This window comes from Bradyrhizobium sp. STM 3809 (genome assembly GCF_000239795.1).
Taxonomy (GTDB): Bacteria; Pseudomonadota; Alphaproteobacteria; order Rhizobiales; family Xanthobacteraceae; genus Bradyrhizobium.
The window spans coordinates 1-17460 of the sequence record NZ_CAFJ01000252.1 but is presented as its reverse complement, the minus strand read 5'-3'; the positions used below and the strand labels follow the sequence as shown (position 1 = coordinate 17460).

Sequence of the window (17460 nt, the reverse complement as noted above, 5' to 3'; positions counted from 1 at the left end):
GAGCGCAGCGTCTCACCAGACGCCCACACGCTGCAGCAAGGCGGTGATGTCCTCGGGATAGACCTGGTCTGTGGTGGCGGCGAGCTCGGCCTGCGGCCACCAGCGTTGCGCGGCGATGCAGGTCCGCTCAAGATCGGTCCAATGGCTGCAGGAAATTGCGGCGCTGTCGACCCTGACGAGAAAAAAGCGCTCGTCCGAGCTGACCTGTTCGCCATCGACCATCGTGAAGGTCACTGATCTCTGCGCGACCTGCGGCCCGGGATGCGCGATGCGGATGCCCGTCTCTTCGAACATCTCCCGGCACGCGGCCGCCTCGTAGCTCTCGCCCGGATCGAGCCCGCCGCCGGGCGTCGCCCAGAACTGCTGACCCTGCAGCTCTCCGGCGATGTGAACGAACTTGAACAGCAGGAGCCTGTCGGCGGGATCGACGACCAGCAGGCGGGAGGATGGACGGGCGCGCATCCGGTCATCACTCTCCATTCGGAGCAGCGCGTCAAGTGCGGTCGAACTTCGGCGCGGCGGCGTCGACCCATTCGGGCCCGGTCAGGACGGCTCGCATGGATCATGCGCAAGATTGCTCGGCTGCTCGCCAGGCTGCGCGTGGTTCCCTGCGTCGCCTTTCAGGCCGCGCGGCGCCGCTGCTGCGACAGCTGCTCGCGCTGGCGCCGGCACTCCGCCGCGAACTGTCGCAGGCGCTCGATCGTCACGGAGTCCGTGATGCTCCGCTCGAGCCGTTCGGCGCGTTCAATCTGGTCTTCGAGATCCGTCAGCGTGGTCATGTCCCGTCTCCCTCATCCGGACAAGTTGAAGCAAATTGCATCGTTCCGGCCGGGCGGCGATCGTGGTGAATGGCGGATTAATGTCGTGATGTTGCTCACGCCCGGAGGCGGGCGGAGCAAGCTGGGGAACGGACGGGGCGCGACGTTGTCGCCGACCGCCGCGTTCGCTAGCATCCGCGCATCAGCCGAAACCGAGGAAGCCTCTCCATGCGTCGCGAGCCAGCCGATGCGGACGACTCCATCGTCGTTGCGCCCCGGCAGCGCTCGCCCAAGGCGGCGCAACTGCTGACCAGGATGCTGTCGCAGGATCGCGAATTCTGCGCGAGAAGGGTGCTGGACGTCGATCAACTGCTCGGCCTCGCGCAGGGCCGCCTCGGTGCGGCGTCGTTCGGCGCCGACGACGCGCTGCACGTCGAGGGCATCCGCTGCCTCGCCGGGTCGATCGCGCGCGACCCCGGCTATGACGATCTCGGCCGTTACTTGGCCGGCTACTACATCTATGGCTGGATCGAGCGGTACATTCAGCTCGCGCAGGATCTGGCCGAGCAGCCGGCGATCGTCGACGTTCCGGTCGCAAGGCCACTGTTCCTCATCGGCTTCGGCCGCACCGGCAGCACGTTCCTGCATCATCTGCTGGCGCTGGATTCCCAGGCCCGCGCGCCGCGGCTCTGGGAGTTGCAGGAGCCGTCGCCACCGCCGCGATCGGAGACGTATGAGAGCGATCCGCGCATCGGCCGGCTGCGCGCGCAATCCGAGTTTCGTTCCGCAGTCCTGCCGGATCTTCACAAGATCCACGAGTACGACGTCGAGGCTCCGGAGGAGTGCCAGCTGATGATGTGGCACGGTCCGCAGCACATGATCCTCGGCCTCCGGTCGCCGGATTATTGGCAGTGGTTCCGCAATCTCGGTCCGTCGCAGCTCGACGTGCTCTGTGCCGGCTACAAGCGTCAGGTTCAGCACCTGCAGCTGTTTCATCGCGGCGGCCATTGGCTCAGCAAGTCGCTGGCTCACGCCCACTTTCTCCCGGTGCTGGCCAACAGCTTCCCCAATGCACGGATCGTCCGGCTGCACCGCGACCCCTGCCAGGTCATTCCGGCGCTCGCGAGCCTGATCGCGCAACTGCAGATCTTCTTCACGCCATGCATCGGTGCCCATGATCTCGGCCGACGGACGCTGGAGCTGTTCGAGCAGTCCACGGAGAGAATGATGCGGGCCGACGATGCGGTGAGCCCGATGCGGTTCGTCGACGTCGTCTTCGACGATCTCATTCATGATCCGCTGGCGACCATCCGCCGGATCTATGCGACGTTCGGCGACGATCTCGCACCGGAGTTCGAGAGCCGGCTGCTGCGGCGGCTGGAGGCGGAGAGCTCCAGAAGCCGGTTCAAGCACGTCTATACGCTCGAGCAGTTCGGACTATCGGCTGCGCAGGTCATGGCCCGCTCAGACGGCTACCTGACGTGGGTCGAACGGCGGACGGGCGCGAAGCTGTGCGGCCGCTGATCTGGCGGCGCCACAGGCGCTATTTCGAAGCAGGGAGTGGCAGAGCGTCCTGATTGGAGGCGATCGCGGGCGGCGGCGGTGAGCCGGGTCGCTGGAACGTCATCACGTCCTCTGCGGACAAGGCGCGTGCGGCCGGTCGGCATCCCGTCATCGCGGCAGCGATCGATCCTCGGCCGCACGGCGGCTGCTCGTCCTCTCGGCTCGCCGCCAGCCCGATGAGGCCGACCACCCCCAAGACAAGCAGGCCATACATCCCGAGCCAAGCCAGCCGACGCAGCACCGACAATCCTCGCTAAATTCCAACGCCTTCGGAGTTGCACCTCGGCCGGCGGCCGCCAGCGACTCGCGGCAGGTCCCGCAAGGAAACGGGTTGATGTGGCGAATTTGTCGTTAGATGAGTTGCTGTCGGTTACAGCATGTTGGACTACGTGTCCGCTGGAGTGTAGCAGACAACACGTAGGCTCTACCCAACCTGACATCCGCGGCCTGTCGCGGCATAGACCAGGGCACGCGCTCGCGAAAGCCGGTGGTCGCGGTGTCCGACGCGGGCTGCCCGCGCCTCTCATCCGGGCTTCCTGCGAACGGCAACGCCGACCGCTAGCGGATCGGCGCGTGCCGACAATAGTCCTGCCAGAAGGTCCGGTACGCCGTCTCGACATGCTGCGTGTAGAGCGCGTTGTTTCCAGCGGCTGAATGCGCGACCATGGCCGGCAGCTGGGCGCGGAGCGCGGCGAGCTCCGCGGGGCGTGAACAGAAGTTCAGCGCGTTCGCGAGATAGCCTTCGTCGTCTTCGGCGACCCACGCGTCGAGGCCGACCGCCTTGACGATCGCGCCGCCGGCGCGGGCGGCCGGGCCGCTGCCGAGCTTGGTCACGACGGGCACCCCCATCTGCAGCGACTCCCAGGTCGAGATGCCGCCGTTTTGCGGAAACGGATCGAGCGAGATGTCGATCTCGGCGAACATCGCCAGGTGCTGCTCGCGCGACGTCTTTCCCGCACAGATCACGCGGTCCGCGGCAATGCCGTGAGCGACGAAGCGGGCAATCAACCTGTCGCGCAGCAGGGAATCGCCCATCGAGTGGTTCTTGACGACGATGATCGAGCCGGGCGTCGCCGCCATCAGCCGCGACCAGAGCGCGACGCAAGGCTCGGACAATTTGTCGATGCGGTTGAACGCGCCGAACGTGACGTGGCCGTTGCGAAGCATCGGTAGCGACGATGGCGCGATCGGGGGCGGCGGCTCGATCGTGATGAGCGACGGCAGGTCGTAGATCTTTTCGGCGAACAGATGCCGGACCGCGGGGGGAATCGTCACCGGATCGGCCAGCAGATAGTCCATGACGGCCAGCCCCGTTCCGGTGACGCTGCCGACGGCCGAGACTTGGACCGGGGCTGGCTTACGCGCAAACATCGTAAGCCGGTGGCCAGCGGAATGTCCTGAAAGGTCGACGAGGATGTCCACCTTGTCGGCCTGGATCTGATCGGCAAGCTTGTCGTCGCTCCACAGCGAGGCGTCGACAAAGCGATCCACCAGCGAACGGCAGAGGTCGGTCTTGGCGTCCTTCGTCGGCGAGCAGGAATACGCAAGAATGTCGAACCTGGCGCGGTCGTGGTGGCGCAGAATGGGGAGGAACGCAAACGCCGCCGAATGGTCGCGGAAATCGGACGAGACGTAGCCCACGACCAGCCGCCGGTCGGGGTCGATATTCCGCACACCGAGCGAGCGACGTTCCAATCGGGATCCGATCGCCTCCCACCAGTCCCTCCGAACGGCCTGGAGACGCTCCACTCCGGTGTCAGGCAGGAAATCCAGCGCGAAGATCTTCTTGGTGATCGCGTCCTCATGGTTCGGTCTGATCGCCAGCGCCCGATCATAATGTTCGATCGCCGTTGCGGTATCGCCCTGGGCGGCAGCGCAGACGCCGAGCAGGGTCCAGGCGATTTCCGACTTCGGGTTCTGTGCCAGCACCTTGTTGATGACGGAGATCGCGAGCGCGATGTTTCCTTTGGCGAGCGTCACCGCGGCCTTGCCGCAAAGGGCCGCTTCCATCAGCGGTTCGAGGGCGAGCGCCGCGTCAAAATCGACCTCCGCCTCGTCGAACTTGCCTAGCTCCTGATACAACCGCCCGCGTTGGGCGAGCACTGCGGCCGCCTGCGGATTGATCGCCAGCGCCGTATTCAGCGCCGCAAGCGCAGTGTCGAAATCCCTCAGATTCATGCTGGCCACGCCCTTGCCGAACAGGGCCGTCAGCAGCCGCGGCTGCAAGGACAGCGCGCGGTCGAAGTTCTGGCCGGCCTCGTCGTTGCGGCTTGTGAACATCAGGGCCATGCCGCGATTGGCGTAGGCCTCGGCATAGTCGGGCTTCAGAGCAATGGCGCGGTCATGCGCCGAGATCGCCTCATCGAAACGGAAGAGGCTCATCAAGGCGTTGCCGAGATGAGTGAGCGCGGTCGGGAAGTTCGGCTGCAGCGCGATGGCCCGTTCGAAGCGGGCGCGAGCCTCCTCATGGCGGCCGAGCCGCGACAGTGCCAGGCCGAGATTGCACTGGGCCTCGGCCGAGCGCGGCTCGACCTCGACGGCCCGCGTGAGCAGCAGCATGGCCTGGTCGCAACGGCCGCAATCGCGTTCGGAGACCCCGAGCAGATGCAGGGCCGCGAAATGCTGCGGCAGGTCCTGCAGGATCTGCTGGCACAAGGCCTGGGCCTCTTGATGCCGGCCCTCGCGATAGGCTTTCACCGCGGCCGGCAGCAGCACGTCTGCCTGCTTCTTGGCCCGCTTCTGCTGCCGTGCGTTCTGAAAGGCCCGCGAGCCGACGCTGCTTTGCACGTGCCGTCCTCCACAAGAGCGGTCCATTGCCCGGAATGGTTGTTCCGTTCTCGCCGATTCGCAATGAGCAGAGGTTAATGAAGGGTCCCGGGCATCGGACGAAGGGGGACGTCGTGGCCGCGGTGCATCCAGTCCCGGACCACCCAGCGCGCCGCGCGCACTCTACCCCCTGAGCCGCGCCAGCATTGGCGACCTGCGCGGCGGTATCGGGCGGTGCTGCGCGCTTCGTCGCCCTCACGCGTCAGGAGCATGTCCAAAATTCACCGGCCGCCCGGTTCATTTGCACCTTTCCGAGGCATCGGCTTCCCGATAGCCTCGATGCCCAGATCAGGGTGCATGGGGGGATCGACCCGCAGCGCTCCGATTTGGATCAAGCGAAAGACTTGATGCGAACGGCGCCAAGCGCGCCCGATGGGGAAGGACGTTGGGATGGGACGGGCGAGCGAGCCTGTAATGCCGCCATCGCGGCTGTTGCCGGCGCACATGCGCGGCATCCGCGAGTTGCAGCCCTTCTTCGCCGTCGCGACCCCTGAGACGATTGAGATCGAAAGCAGTCACTGCGGGCCTGGGCACGAGCCGCTCGTGCGCGACGCTGTGGCTGACCGGCTTGCATGGCCTGAAGGCGCATGGCGGCCGTTCGATCGCAGCGGCCCAGCGTGGGCTGCTCTATCCAGATCCGCAGCGCAGCAGTCGAGAGAGATGACCCCCGCGTCCTCGCAGCGGTGGCCTCTCAATCTCAGGAGACGATGGCCATGAACGATATGCCCTGGATCAAGTCCTATCCCGCAGGCGTCCACTGGGACACCGCGATCGTTCCCATGACGGTGCAGCAGATTCTCGACGACACCATCGCGAGATGGCCGGATCGTCCCGCGGTCGATTTCATGGGCAAGCGCTTGAGCTATCGCGAGCTCGGCGATCATGTGAACCGGGCGGCGCGCGGGCTGCAACAGCTTGGGGTGAAGCCCGGCGTGCATGTCGGCCTGTTTCTGCACAATACGCCGCACTACATCATCTCGTTCTTCGGGGTGCTCAAGGCCGGCGGCACGGTCGTCAACTACTCGCCGCTCGATGCGGCGAAGGTGCTGGAGCACAAGATCGAGGACAGCAGGACCGACGTCCTGATCACGCTCGACCACGTCACGCTCTATCCGCAAATGGCCGGGATGCTCGGCAAGACGAGGCTCCGGAAGCTCGTCGTCGGGAGCCTTGCCGAGATGACCACGGCGCCGGATGCGATCGCCGCCCAGATGAAGGCTAGCAAGCAGGTGAGCGACGTCAGCTGGGATGAGAACCATCTCAGCTTCGCCGATCTCCTCGACAATGACGGCTCATTCGAAAGCCATCCGATCGCCGATCCGCGCGAGACGATCGCCGTGCTGCAGTATACGGGCGGCACGACCGGCCTGCCCAAGGGCGCGATGCTGACACATGGCAATCTGTCGGCCGCATGCCAGCAATACCGAGAGACCACGCACGGACATCCGCCCGTGCTCGTCGAAGGGCAGGAGCGGTTGCTGGCGGTGCTGCCGCCCTTCCACATCTATGCGCTAACCGTGAACGTGCTGTTCGCCATCCTGTACGGCGCGGAAATCGTCCAGCATGTCCGGTTCGATCCGCAGGCGGCGCTGGCCGAAATCGCGCAGAAGCAGGTGAGCGTGTTCTGCGGCGTGCCGACGATGTTCACCGCATTGATCAACCATCCGGAGACGCCAAATCACAGCCTGCGTTCGCTCAAATATTGCGGCTCGGGAGGAGCGCCGCTGCCGCTCGAGGTCGCGCAGCAATTTGCGGCGATCACGGGATGTCAGCTGACCGAGGGCTGGGGCATGACCGAGACCTCCCCGAGCGGCACCTTCACGCCGGCTCAGCCGGGTGCGATGCGCAAGGCGGGCTCCTGCGGCATGCCCTCGCCAGGCATCACGATCAGGTTCCTCAGTGTCGACGACCCCACGCAGTACGTCCCGCTCGGCCAGCGCGGCGAGATCTGCATCAAAGGCGCCAACGTCATGAAGGGCTACTGGAACAACCCCCAGGCGACCGCCGACGTGTTCACCGCCGATGGCTTCATGCGCACCTGCGACGTCGGCTACATGGACGACGATGGCTTCATCTTCATCGTCGATCGGACCAAGGACATGCTGCTGTGCAGCGGCTATAACGTCTATCCCCGGGTGCTGGAGGAGGCGATCTACAAGCATCCCTCCGTCGAGGAGGTCGCGGTGATCGGCGTTCACGACGCGTATCGCGGCCAATCCCCCAAGGCCTTCATCAAGCTGAAGGCTGGAGCGGCAGCACCGTCACTCGGCGAGCTGCAGAGCTTCCTCAAAGACAAGCTCGGCAAGCACGAGATGGTGCAGGCGCTCGAAATCCGTCCCGAGTTGCCAAAGACCGCCGTCGGCAAGCTGTCGAAAAAGGAGCTGTATGACGAGGAGCAGCGCAAGCGCGCCAACCCGGCCTGAGCCAACCCGGCCTGAGCCGACCTGGGCTGCGGCTGCACGGGCGATGGCTCTTGCTCGCTTCGGCCAGAGCTCGACGAGTCGTTGTTAGATCGAACGTAACCTCAGGGATCTTTTCATGCGCAGTGCCATCCACGAATCGTTCGGCGAACCCGCGGACGTCCTCGTCGCCGGGGACAGCCCCGTTCCACAACCGCGCTCCAACGAGGTCCGCATCAAGACGATCCTGTCGCCCATTCACAATCATGATCTGTGGACGGTGCGCGGCAGCTATGGCTACAAGCCGAAGCTGCCCGCTATCGGCGGCTCGGAAGCGGTCGGCACGATCGACGCCGTCGGCGACGGCGTCACCGGCGTGACGATCGGGCAGCGCGTCGCGGTCGCTTCGGTCCAAGGCACCTGGGCCGAGTACTTCGTCGCCCCCGCGGCCGGACTCGTCCCGGTGCCCGACGTGATTTCCGACGAGGCGGCGGCGCAACTGATTGCCATGCCGTTCAGCGCCATCTCGCTGCTGGAATTCCTGGAGGTGAAGAGCGGTGACTGGGTGATCCAGAACACCGCCAATGGCGCGGTGGGCAAGACGCTCGCCATGCTGGCGGCCGCCCGCGGCGTGCATGTCGTCAATCTCGTCCGTCGCGACGCGGGGGTCGGCGAGCTGAGTGCGCTCGGGATCGGCAACAGCGTCTCGACCGCGACTTCGGGCTGGCAGAAACAGGTCCGTGCCATCACCGGCGGCGCGCCCATCCGCGCGGCGGTGGATTCGATCGGCGGCAAGGCGAGCGGCGAGCTCTTGGGCCTGCTCGGCGAGGACGGGCTGCTGGTCTCGTTCGGCACCGCCGCAGGCGAGCCCATGGAGCTTTCGTCGGGCGAGCTGATCTTCAAGCAGGCCGTCGTAAAGGGATTCTGGGGCGCGAAGGTCAGCGCTGCAATGCCGGCGACCACCAAGAGCCGTCTGCTCGGCGAGTTGCTGAAGCTCGTCGCGAGTGGCGAACTGAAGCTGCCGACCGAAGGGATCTTCGGACTCGAGCGTGTCGCCGATGCCGTGAAGGCTTCGCTGACACCGGGCAAGGCCGGCAAAGTATTGCTGAAGCCGTAGCGTCGACCGTCGCGCGCGTTTGCCTGAAGCGGGCGGGGCAGCGCGATCGTGGCTGAACGTCGAAGCGGTTGAACGTCGATAACGATCTGGCAGGTCGCGCCGAGGCAAATCAGATCGTAGCTTCCAGGGATCTCACCCTGGAGGCGACGAACCCTCGGCCGCGGCCCGGTCCAGATCCAGCGGACAATGCGGGCCGCGTGCTACCGGTGCGGATCGGGGAAGACGAAGCTGCGCCAGCCGGAGCGGTCGAATGGCTGCCATTGCCCTTCCGGCTGAGCCAAACGGTCTGCGACCGCGTAGACCGCCGCCGGATGATGGCCCATTCCGCAATGGCTGCTTTCGACCTCGATGCTTTCCGAGAAGCTCGAGGTTTTCTCCTTGCAGCCCTGCCAGGCACAGATGCCATCCGTCCGGCTGAAGATCGCCGTCGTCGGCACCGGCGGCGGCTCCGACAAGGCTCCGCCGAAGTTCTGCTCCTCCTCGTCGGCGCGACGTCCGCTGGCCATCTCGTAGACGCGCCAGGCGTTGGTGGATTTCGGCGAACCCGCAAACGGACTGCCGAGCGTGATCACGCTGCGCACGCGGTCCGGCATCATCTTGGCGAGCTGACGGGCATAGAGTCCGCCGAGGCTCCAGCCGACGAGCGAGATCTTGCGGCCGTGGCTGTCGTTCATCTCCTCCACGAGGTCGACCATCGATTGCTGGACGCCCGGGCGCAGGCCGAGATTTCGGCCCTGCCGCCAGCCGCTCACGGCGTAGCCCTTGCTCTTGAGGAAGCTCCGCAGCGGCCGGGTGGAAACGTCCGAGGCAACGAGGCCCGGCAGTACCAGCACGGGATGACCGTCGCCGCGCGGCGTCATGCTGAGCATCGGCAGGGCCGCAGCGAATGCGCCCAACTCATGCAGGGCACGTCCTTCCAACAGCATCAGGAGCTTCGACGGAGGACCGGACGCGTGGGCGGATGCGGACATGCCTTTTCCCTCTCTCATGCAGTGCCCGAAAAATGCGCCAGCCGGCACGATTGTTCCGCAATGCAGCAAAATCTAATAATCAGCTAGGAAGGCCGACTCGCTTATTCAAGCTCCGATTGCCCGGCCACACAATAGGGCGGATCGGGATCGCAGGCCTCTGTAGTGAAAGAGTCACAACAAGCGCAGCACGAATTCGGCGGTATAAAGCGCAAGTCCGGCCAGGCCGCCGATCATTGAACCGTTGAAGCGGATGTATTGCAGGTCCTTGCCGACGTTCAGCTCGATCACCGAAATCAGCTGGTCCATATTCCACGACTTCACCTGGTCGGAGATGAAGGTCGATACGCCGCGCTTCTGATCGGAGATGAAGCTCTTGAGCACGGTGACCAGTCCGCGATTGATCTCACCGCGCAGCTCGGCATCGCCGGCCAGCGCCTCGCCCGCGCTCACGAACATCCCGGCGAGATGATGCCGCAGCACGGGAGTCTCGCCGTTCGCGCTGCGCTCGATGAAGGAGCGGGTGTTGGACCAGACGCTCTCGGCGAGTTCGCTGAGCTCAGGCCGCGCCAGGAGGTCGCGCTTCAGCGCGTCGATGCGCCCGGCATAGGCGGGGTCGGTGCCGAGCCGCTCCACGAAGGACAGCACCATGCGATCGAACTCGCCGCGGAACGGATGATTGGGGTCGCCGCGAACCTCGTCGAAGAAGGCGCTGGCGGACGCCATGATCTTGTCCATCAGGAACTTGTCGGCGCGATAGAGCCGCAGCAGAGTTGGTAGTTCGGCCCGGATCTTGGCGCGGATCATCGCCACGGTCTCGGGCTGGGCCAGCGTCTCGCCGATGATGCGCAGGACGTCGTCGAACAGCACTTGATGCCGTCGCGCCTCGACGAAGGCGCGCAAGGTGCCGGCGGCGAGCGGCGCCAGATCGATCGCCTGCAACTGGCTGTTCAGGCGACGGATGATGAAGGTCTTCAGCCCCGATGTTTCCGTCGCCTGGACCGCCTCGGGCAGCAGGCGCAGGGTGAAGCGCGCCAGATCGTCGCTGCGTTTGCGATCGCGCAGCCAGTCGGCGATGAAGGAGCCGAAATCGATCTCGCGCAACTTCGCCTCGACGGGGGCCTGCTCGAGGAAATGCACTTCGATGAACTCGCCGAGCTTGTCGGCGATGCGGTGCTGATTGCTCTGGATGATCGCGGTGTGCGGGATCGGCAATCCCAGGGGATGGCGAAACAGCGCCACCACCGCGTACCAGTCGGCGAGGCCGCCGATCGTTGCGGCCTCGGCAAAGGCGGCGACGAAGCCGAACGCCGGATGCGTACCGACCAGAGACTTCGACACCGCAAACAGCGCCAGCGCGCCGACCAGCACCAGCGTCGCTTGCATCTTGACACGCCGAAGCTCGGCGGCGCGGGCGGCGTCGCCGGGGGTGTCGAGTGAGAGAGAGCCGGTCTTCATCAACCCAGAACTATGCGGCCGTGCCGTAAAAAAGAAGGCCCGCAGAATGCGAGCCTTGGACGCGTGATGGTCAGGACCGATCAGGCGGTCTTGCGATAGACCTTCGAGACGTTGTCCTGCGCGGCCTTCGCACCATTGGCGACCAGCTTGCCGAGGTACTCGGTGGTCGACTTCGCGCGATTGACGAGCACTTCGCCGTGCGCGCGCGCCAGATCGGACTGGATCTGCACCGCTTCGCCGAACGATTTGGCGGACGCCAGCTTGTCGATGCCGGCGAACAGGGCCTCGGCGTCCTGGTACAGCGCCTGCTGGATGTTGCGGCTGACCTTGGCCATCTCGCTGACGGAGTCGGACACCGCCGTCTCGATCGCAGCCGTCACCTTCTCGGAGCCGGCATAGGCCTCGGCGGCGCGTTCCTTGGCGGTGCTGGCGGACTTCTTGACGAACTCGCGGGCGGCCTGGGGGACCTCCAGGTTCTGGAGGCTCTTGAATGCGTCGGTCACGGGAGCGAAGGCTTCCTTGACACTGTCACGCAGATTGCTGGTCTCGGTGGTCATGGCGTCTCTCCATCCTCTTCAGAGCTATGGGGCTCACCCCGTCCGTATTGGCCCGGGGCACAGTCTTCATGCCACAGCATATGGTGCAGTGCAATATCGATGCTGCAGTGCGATATCACGAATTCGTGAGTTCGGGCGACGGCGGTCATTGGGGGTGGGCAACGAAAAGGCAAAGCTGCCGTCGCCGCAGGGTCAGTCCCCCACCGCTCCTGGAACGCCATAGGCTTCCAACTGGGCCCGAACCCGGGCGACGTCATGCCCGAAGACGACGATGTCGTGCGTCTTGCCGTCGACATCGCGAACCTGGTCGCGCAAGAGCCCCTCGGCACGAAAGCCGAGGCTCTCGAACAGCGCGATCGCGCCGCGCTGGTCCACCGTCATCTGAACCGTGAGCTTCTCCAGGCCGGCCGCGAGGGCAAGAGCGAAGGTCTCCTGCGACAGGGCACGTCCAACTCCCTGTCCTCGGACACCGGGCGACACCACCATCCGGATCTCGCCGACATGGGGCGACCAGGAATGCGGATCGCGAACCACGGCGCTGCAGCCGACCACCTCGCCCCCCTTGATCGCGAGCAGGCTCGTGATCTGCCCGCGCTCGATCTCTGCGATCCAGGCCGACAGCACCTTGGGCTCGCTGATGTTGCGCGGCAGGAACAAAAGGTCATGGCTCGGCAGCGCCCGGGCGAAAGCGAGCACCGCGGCCTCGTCGGCGCGCGACATCAGGCGAAATTCGATGTCGCCGACATCCGTCGCGACGATACGGGGATAGGATCGCGCTTCGCTCATGTGGATCGTCCACCCAGCCAGGAGTCCAGTTTGGGCCACAGCCGCCGGATCGCATTGGCGCCGGCGACGAGGGAGACGTGGCCGCCCTTCAGGATCACCTCTTCCTTGTCGGTCGACCCGACCTTGGGAATGAGATGCCGTGCCGCATCATACGGCACGATATGGTCGTGCTCGGCCACCGCGTGCAGGACCGGCACCTTGATCTCGGCGAGATCGCAGCGATGCCCGCCGACCGACATCGTGCCGTTGTAGAGCTTGTTGTCCCACATCAGGTCCTTGGTGATCGCGCGGAAATACTCGCCGGCAAGGGGCAGGGTGTCGGTCGCCCAGCGGTCGAACATGCGGTAGGACTTGACGTAGTCGTCGTTCCAGATGTTCTCCCACAATTGCACCTGGCTGATCGCGCGGGAGGCCGGCCGCAGCATCTCGAACGAGGAGAAGATCATCTCCGGAGGCACGTTGCCGATGGAATCGACCAGATGATCGACGTCGAAGTAACGGCGATCCGAGAAATTCTGGAACAGCGTCATCTCGCGGAAGTCGATCGGCGTGGTGAAGCAGATCAGATTCTTCATCGGCCCGTCGTGGAAGATCGAGGCATAGAGCAGCGACAGCACGCCGCCGAAGCAATAGCCGATGACCGTCACATCAGGCTCGCCGGAATCCTCCTGCACGCGGCGGACGCAATAGGGAATGAAGTCGAGGACATAGTCCTCCATCCGCAAGCCCTTCTCCTCGGGCTTCGGCGCGGTCCAGTCCAGCATGTAGACGTCATAGCCGCGCTTGAGCAGAAACTCGATGAAGCTCTGGCCCGGCACCATGTCGAGGATGTAGCCGCGATTGGTGGTCGCCATCACGATCAGGATCGGCACCCGGTAGATCTCGTCGGCCAGCGGGCGATAGTGATAGAGACTCATCGTCCCGCGCACGCTCAGGACATCCTTGGGCGTCGAGCCCAGCGATGGGCCCGAGGTCGTGAGATACTCCACGCCCTTGATGCTGCGCTGGATCGCGCGCTGCACCTCGGCCTGGATGCGCTCCGGAATCGAGGCCAGCTGGTCGAAGGGGGCGGAGGCGTTCATTTCTGCTGCTCTCTGGGCGGCTGCTTCGTGCGTGGCGGACGTGGCGACGGCGGCTGGGCCGCGCCTGGGGCGCCGGCCGCCGCGCCCGACTGCATCATCAGCAGCGACTTGATCTCGGCGAGCTGCGCCTCGATCGACTGCAGGCGCGCCGCCATGTCGACCATCTGAGCCCGGCTCGGCATGTTCAGTCCGCCGAGATATTTTTCCATCATCTCCGACATCTGCTTCTGGGCGCCCGCCGAAGCCCCGCCGGCCTGGTTCATGGCCTTGCTGAATTCGGGCGAGGACATGGTCTTGCCCGCGAAGGTGTTGAAGCTCTTCTCCATCTCGCCGAGCATCGTCTGCCACATGGCCCAGGGATCGTTGCCTTTGTCGGCCATCACTTCCTCCGCAAAATAGCCTCTGCCTGCTCGCGGCCTGCCGCACCGACAGGCCCGGTGGCCGCGTCAGCCCCCGGCCCAGACGTCGAGTACGTAGCGGTTCGTCGCGCCGAGGTCGGCGATCCAGTTCGCTGCCGCCTCTGCATCGGATCCGGTGCAGTCGCGATGGATCTGCATCAGCGTCGCCTTGACGTCCGGTTCCATCTTCGAGCCGTCGCCGCAGACGAAGATGACCGCGCTTTGCTCGAGCAACTCCCAAACTCGTGCCCTCTGGGCGGCGAGCAGGTGCTGCACATAGGTCTTCGGTCCATCGCCACGCGAGAAGGCGGTGAACAGCTCGCAGATGCCGCTGTCGGCGAAGGCCTTGAGCTCGTCGGCGTAGAGATAGTCCTGCTCGGGATGGCGGCAGCCGAAGAACAGCATCGCGGGACCCAGCGACCTCCCGGCCGCCTTTTGCGCGGCGCGCTCCTGCAGAAAGCCGCGGAAGGGCGCGAGCCCGGTGCCCGGTCCGATCATGATGATCGGCCGCCGCGAATCCTCCGGCAGATGGAAGCCGGCCTTGGTTTCGCGCACCGTGGCAAACACGCTCTCGCCCTCGCGGCGCGAGGCGAGATAGTTGGAGCAGACGCCCTTGTAGAGGCCGCGGCCCGACAACGCCGGTCCCGCGACCACGCCGACCGTGACGCTGCAGCGCGCCGGATCGCCGGACGGCGAGGACGAGATCGAGTAGTAGCGCGGCGCCAGCAAGGTGAGCATTTCGAGATAGGAATGGAACGGCAGCTCGCAGGCGGGGAAATCCTCCAGCAGATCGTACACCGATTTGCGTTTGGCGAGGATCTCGGCGCGATAGCGTTCGCCGGAGTCGGCATCGTCGCCGAGATAGGCGGCGAGCTTCGGCCGGGTCACCGGGCAACGCGTATGCTCCGACATGATCTGGATCTGCTTGCGTGTCGCGACCTGCTGCAACTCGACGAAATCGGTCAGCAGCCGACCGACCGAGACCGCTTCTCCGACCGGCAGCTGCGCGCGACGGCCCTCGGCGACCCGCAGGCGGATCTGGTCGGCCGGCGAAAAGCCGAAGCGGCGCGCCACCCGGTCGACCAGTTCGGGATCGTTGCGCGGCACCACGCTGAGATGGTCGCCGACGCGATAGCTGGCACCCGCCGGCAACTGCACCTCGATGTGCCGCGTCGAACGCTCCGACGGATGGGCGCCCGACTTGTTCTGGAGTTCGCGGTTGACCAGGATCGTCATCGGCGCGGCGCCGCCGAGCGCCGCCACCGCGCCTGCCGCCGTCGGCGCCAGCGGCTCCACGGAATAGAGCGGCGCATCCTCCGCGCTGCGGCTGAAGCCGCTGTCGAGGCCGAACTCCTTGACGGCCGCGGCGCCCAGCGCCGCGAACCAGGTCTCGAACTGGCCGTCGAGGTCGCTGCGCGCGTCGCCTTCGCCGCGTTCATGGACGCGCTTGGCCCCGTGCGCCGCCAGCGCGTCGTCGATGAAGCGCGGCACCGACTGATAGGTCGCGGCCCAGTCGCGGTTGCCGCAGCCGAACACGGCGTAGCGCAGCCCCTTGAACGCATCCGGCGCCAGCTCGCCGTGCAGCCAGCTCACGAACTTTCCGGCATTGTCGGGCGGCGCGCCGTTGTAGGAGGCGCAGAAGATCAGCACGCCGCCATCTTTCGGCAGCTGCCCGGCGAAGTCGTCGAGCGGGGCAAGCCGCGTCGAGAAGCCGTTGACCTCGGCGAGGTCGGCCACGCGTGTCGCCATGTCCTCGGCGGTGCCGAGGTTGGAGCCATAGAGCACCAGGAGCGGCGTGTTGTGCCCCGGCCGCGTACGCGCGCTCTGCACCGACGGGCCTTGCGCGGCGGTCCCCGGGCGGCTTGAAGGAGGGGCGCTGCGATCACGGTCGTTGCGCGGTCGCACCTTGATCTTGAAGCCCTCCGGCTTCATCGTCAGCGTCTCCTTGAGATGCAGCTGGTAGCGCTGATGGTCGATCAGCTTGAAGCGCTGCAGGATCATGCCGAGCGCCAGCGCCGCCTCGTGCATGGCGAAGCCGCGGCCGATGCAGGCGCGCTGGCCGTTGCCGAACGGCTTCCACGCATTGACCGGACGCTTGGCCTCCGCCTCCGGGCTGAAATTCTCGGGATCGAAGGCATCGGGGTTGGGTCCCCAGACCTTGGGATCGCGATGCAGCGCGGTGACGAGGATGGTGACGAACGTGTTCTTCTTCAGCTTGTACTTGCCGCCGATGGTCTCGTCCTGCAGCGGCGCGATGCCGTAGGCCGGGGCAGGCGGCCACAGCCGCAGCGACTCCTTCAGGATCTGGGTGATGTAGGTGAGCTGCGTGACCTGCTGGTAGGTCGGCTTGGCATCGACATCGGGGCCGAAGACGCGATCGACCTCGTCATAGGCCTTCTTCAGGATCTCGGGATGTTTCAGCAGGGCATAGATCGTGTAGGACAACAGGCCGCTGGTGGTCTCGTGGCCCGCGATCAGGAACGTGTTGATCTGGTACCGGATGTTGACGTCATCGAGCTGCTCGCCGGTCGCGCGGTCGACGCCGCTCATCATCGCGTTGAGCATGTCCTTCTTGTCGTCCGCGGACGCCGCGCCGGATTCCGCGCTCTTGCGGCGCTCGGCGACGATCTCGTCGACCATCTTGTTCATGAACGCGACGTCCTCGGCGAGGACGGTTCGCCGCCGGCCCATCCAGAGATGCTCCAGCGGCAGGCCGCGCGTCATCATGATGGTCTCGAGCGAGCGGACCAAACCTTCCACAAACGGATGGTAGTCGCGCCGGTAGAACGAGTTGAAGCGGTAGTCGAAGCCGCACAGGCCGATGGTGTCGAGCGTCAGGGCCGTCATGTCGTGGACGACGTCGATCTCCTCGTCGGCGTTGAGGCGCTCCCATTTCTTGACGAGCTGCTCGGCGATGTCGACCATGCTCGCGTGATAGGACTGCATCGCGCGGTTGCCGAACGGCTGCAGAAGGATGTTGTGCGCCTTGGTCCAGTTCGGCTCCCTGGTGTCGGCCGTGAACAGGCCGTCGCCGCCGATGGCGCGCACCCGTCGCAGCGCGCCGCGGACCACCTTGTCGAAACGCTTCTCGTCGGAGAGTTCGTCGACGAGATCATAGCCGGAGGCGATCACGATCGGCGAACCCATCATGTCGAGCCAGAAGATCGGCCCGTACTCCTTCGCGAGCCGGGTCAGATGCTGCACCGGAGCGTTCGCATCGAGCGAAAGCATGTTGCCGACCACGGGCCTGGCCGGCGGCTGCGGAATCGGGCTCAGTCTGTTGCTGGACGGCATTGTCGCTTTCGGTCCCTCACCTCGTGTCATTCCAAGCGCGCCGCGCGAACTCGGAATTCCTCAGCACAGGCTTCTGTTGCTGGCCTGCTCTCTCAGATTGTCCCCGATGTACCCCCGGGGTTGGATGCGGGGCTCCGCCCTTCCGGCTGCCTCGCAGTGACGCGCATCGATCGCAGCGGATGTCGCCGCGATACACCTTCGACCTCATCCGAACCGGCGTCGCCGCCATTCGATCAGCTTGGCCGAAACCTCTT

13 protein-coding genes are annotated in these 17460 nt (G+C 65.5%); 3 read left to right on the top strand and 10 right to left on the bottom strand.

The window, feature by feature from the left end:
- Window positions 1–12: 12 nt before the first annotated feature.
- Together BRAS3809_RS14135 and BRAS3809_RS36590 are read right to left on the bottom strand one after the other, a co-directional pair.
- Window positions 13–462 (bottom strand): NUDIX hydrolase, encoded by a 450-nt coding sequence (locus BRAS3809_RS14135; protein ID WP_008962782.1) that lies wholly within the window; start codon window positions 460–462, stop codon window positions 13–15.
- A 158-nt stretch (window positions 463–620) separates the two neighbouring features.
- Window positions 621–779: a hypothetical protein gene (locus BRAS3809_RS36590; protein WP_170323284.1), complete on the bottom strand. Its 159-nt coding sequence runs from the start codon at window positions 777–779 to the stop codon at window positions 621–623.
- A gap of 207 nt (window positions 780–986) precedes the next feature.
- Between BRAS3809_RS36590 and BRAS3809_RS14130 the strand changes: the two genes are divergently transcribed.
- Window positions 987–2282 (top strand): sulfotransferase family protein, encoded by a 1296-nt coding sequence (locus BRAS3809_RS14130; protein WP_240535675.1) that lies wholly within the window; start codon window positions 987–989, stop codon window positions 2280–2282.
- A gap of 597 nt (window positions 2283–2879) precedes the next feature.
- Here BRAS3809_RS14130 and BRAS3809_RS14120 read toward each other — a convergent pair.
- Entirely contained in the window at window positions 2880–5108 is a 2229-nt protein-coding gene (locus tag BRAS3809_RS14120) for an O-linked N-acetylglucosamine transferase, SPINDLY family protein (RefSeq protein WP_008962780.1), read from the bottom strand.
- A 752-nt stretch (window positions 5109–5860) separates the two neighbouring features.
- Here BRAS3809_RS14120 and BRAS3809_RS14115 point away from each other — a divergent pair.
- The gene (locus BRAS3809_RS14115) at window positions 5861–7570 is read left to right on the top strand and encodes a long-chain-fatty-acid--CoA ligase (protein ID WP_035656288.1); all 1710 of its coding nucleotides are present in this window, start codon (window positions 5861–5863) and stop codon (window positions 7568–7570) included.
- A gap of 115 nt (window positions 7571–7685) precedes the next feature.
- Complete coding sequence (locus BRAS3809_RS14110) at window positions 7686–8663, top strand: zinc-binding dehydrogenase (protein WP_008962778.1); 978 nt, start codon at window positions 7686–7688, stop codon at window positions 8661–8663.
- 200 nt (window positions 8664–8863) lie between these two features.
- Here the strand turns inward: BRAS3809_RS14110 and BRAS3809_RS14105 are convergent, their stop codons facing one another.
- The 7 genes from BRAS3809_RS14105 to BRAS3809_RS14075 all read right to left on the bottom strand — a co-directional run bounded on the left by BRAS3809_RS14105 (window position 8864) and on the right by BRAS3809_RS14075 (window position 17206).
- Window positions 8864–9634 carry an esterase/lipase family protein gene (locus BRAS3809_RS14105; protein ID WP_008962777.1) on the bottom strand — a complete coding sequence of 257 codons (771 nt, stop codon included), beginning with the start codon at window positions 9632–9634 and terminating at the stop codon, window positions 8864–8866.
- Between the two features lie 171 nt (window positions 9635–9805).
- Window positions 9806–11089 carry a DUF445 domain-containing protein gene (locus BRAS3809_RS14100; RefSeq protein WP_008962776.1) on the bottom strand — a complete coding sequence of 428 codons (1284 nt, stop codon included), beginning with the start codon at window positions 11087–11089 and terminating at the stop codon, window positions 9806–9808.
- Window positions 11090–11169: 80 nt separating this feature from the next.
- Window positions 11170–11646, bottom strand: coding sequence for a phasin (locus BRAS3809_RS14095; protein WP_008962775.1), 477 nt, complete (start codon window positions 11644–11646; stop codon window positions 11170–11172).
- Between the two features lie 192 nt (window positions 11647–11838).
- On the bottom strand, window positions 11839–12432 hold the full coding sequence (locus BRAS3809_RS14090; RefSeq protein ID WP_008962774.1) for a GNAT family N-acetyltransferase: 594 nt from the start codon (window positions 12430–12432) through the stop codon (window positions 11839–11841).
- Window positions 12429–13514, bottom strand: coding sequence for a PHA/PHB synthase family protein (locus tag BRAS3809_RS14085; protein WP_008962773.1), 1086 nt, complete (start codon window positions 13512–13514; stop codon window positions 12429–12431). The genes BRAS3809_RS14090 and BRAS3809_RS14085 overlap by 4 nt, the downstream gene beginning before the upstream one ends.
- Window positions 13511–13894, bottom strand: coding sequence for a poly(R)-hydroxyalkanoic acid synthase subunit PhaE (locus BRAS3809_RS14080; RefSeq protein ID WP_008962772.1), 384 nt, complete (start codon window positions 13892–13894; stop codon window positions 13511–13513). Before BRAS3809_RS14080 ends, BRAS3809_RS14085 begins: the two co-directional genes overlap by 4 nt.
- 66 nt (window positions 13895–13960) lie before the next feature.
- Complete coding sequence (locus tag BRAS3809_RS14075; RefSeq protein WP_008962771.1) at window positions 13961–17206, bottom strand: bifunctional cytochrome P450/NADPH--P450 reductase; 3246 nt, start codon at window positions 17204–17206, stop codon at window positions 13961–13963.
- Window positions 17207–17460: the final 254 nt, after the last annotated feature.

Coding starts and splice junctions, on each gene's coding strand:
- BRAS3809_RS14100 (WP_008962776.1), bottom strand. CDS start 11,089: ATGAAGACCGGCTCTCTCTCACTCGACACCCCCGGCGACGCCGCCCGC.
- BRAS3809_RS14090 (WP_008962774.1), bottom strand. CDS start 12,432: ATGAGCGAAGCGCGATCCTATCCCCGTATCGTCGCGACGGATGTCGGC.
- BRAS3809_RS14130 (WP_240535675.1), top strand. CDS start 987: ATGCGTCGCGAGCCAGCCGATGCGGACGACTCCATCGTCGTTGCGCCC.
- BRAS3809_RS14095 (WP_008962775.1), bottom strand. CDS start 11,646: ATGACCACCGAGACCAGCAATCTGCGTGACAGTGTCAAGGAAGCCTTC.
- BRAS3809_RS14115 (WP_035656288.1), top strand. CDS start 5,861: ATGAACGATATGCCCTGGATCAAGTCCTATCCCGCAGGCGTCCACTGG.
- BRAS3809_RS36590 (WP_170323284.1), bottom strand. CDS start 779: ATGACCACGCTGACGGATCTCGAAGACCAGATTGAACGCGCCGAACGG.
- BRAS3809_RS14135 (WP_008962782.1), bottom strand. CDS start 462: ATGCGCGCCCGTCCATCCTCCCGCCTGCTGGTCGTCGATCCCGCCGAC.
- BRAS3809_RS14105 (WP_008962777.1), bottom strand. CDS start 9,634: ATGTCCGCATCCGCCCACGCGTCCGGTCCTCCGTCGAAGCTCCTGATG.
- BRAS3809_RS14085 (WP_008962773.1), bottom strand. CDS start 13,514: ATGAACGCCTCCGCCCCCTTCGACCAGCTGGCCTCGATTCCGGAGCGC.
- BRAS3809_RS14110 (WP_008962778.1), top strand. CDS start 7,686: ATGCGCAGTGCCATCCACGAATCGTTCGGCGAACCCGCGGACGTCCTC.
- BRAS3809_RS14080 (WP_008962772.1), bottom strand. CDS start 13,894: ATGGCCGACAAAGGCAACGATCCCTGGGCCATGTGGCAGACGATGCTC.
- BRAS3809_RS14075 (WP_008962771.1), bottom strand. CDS start 17,206: ATGCCGTCCAGCAACAGACTGAGCCCGATTCCGCAGCCGCCGGCCAGG.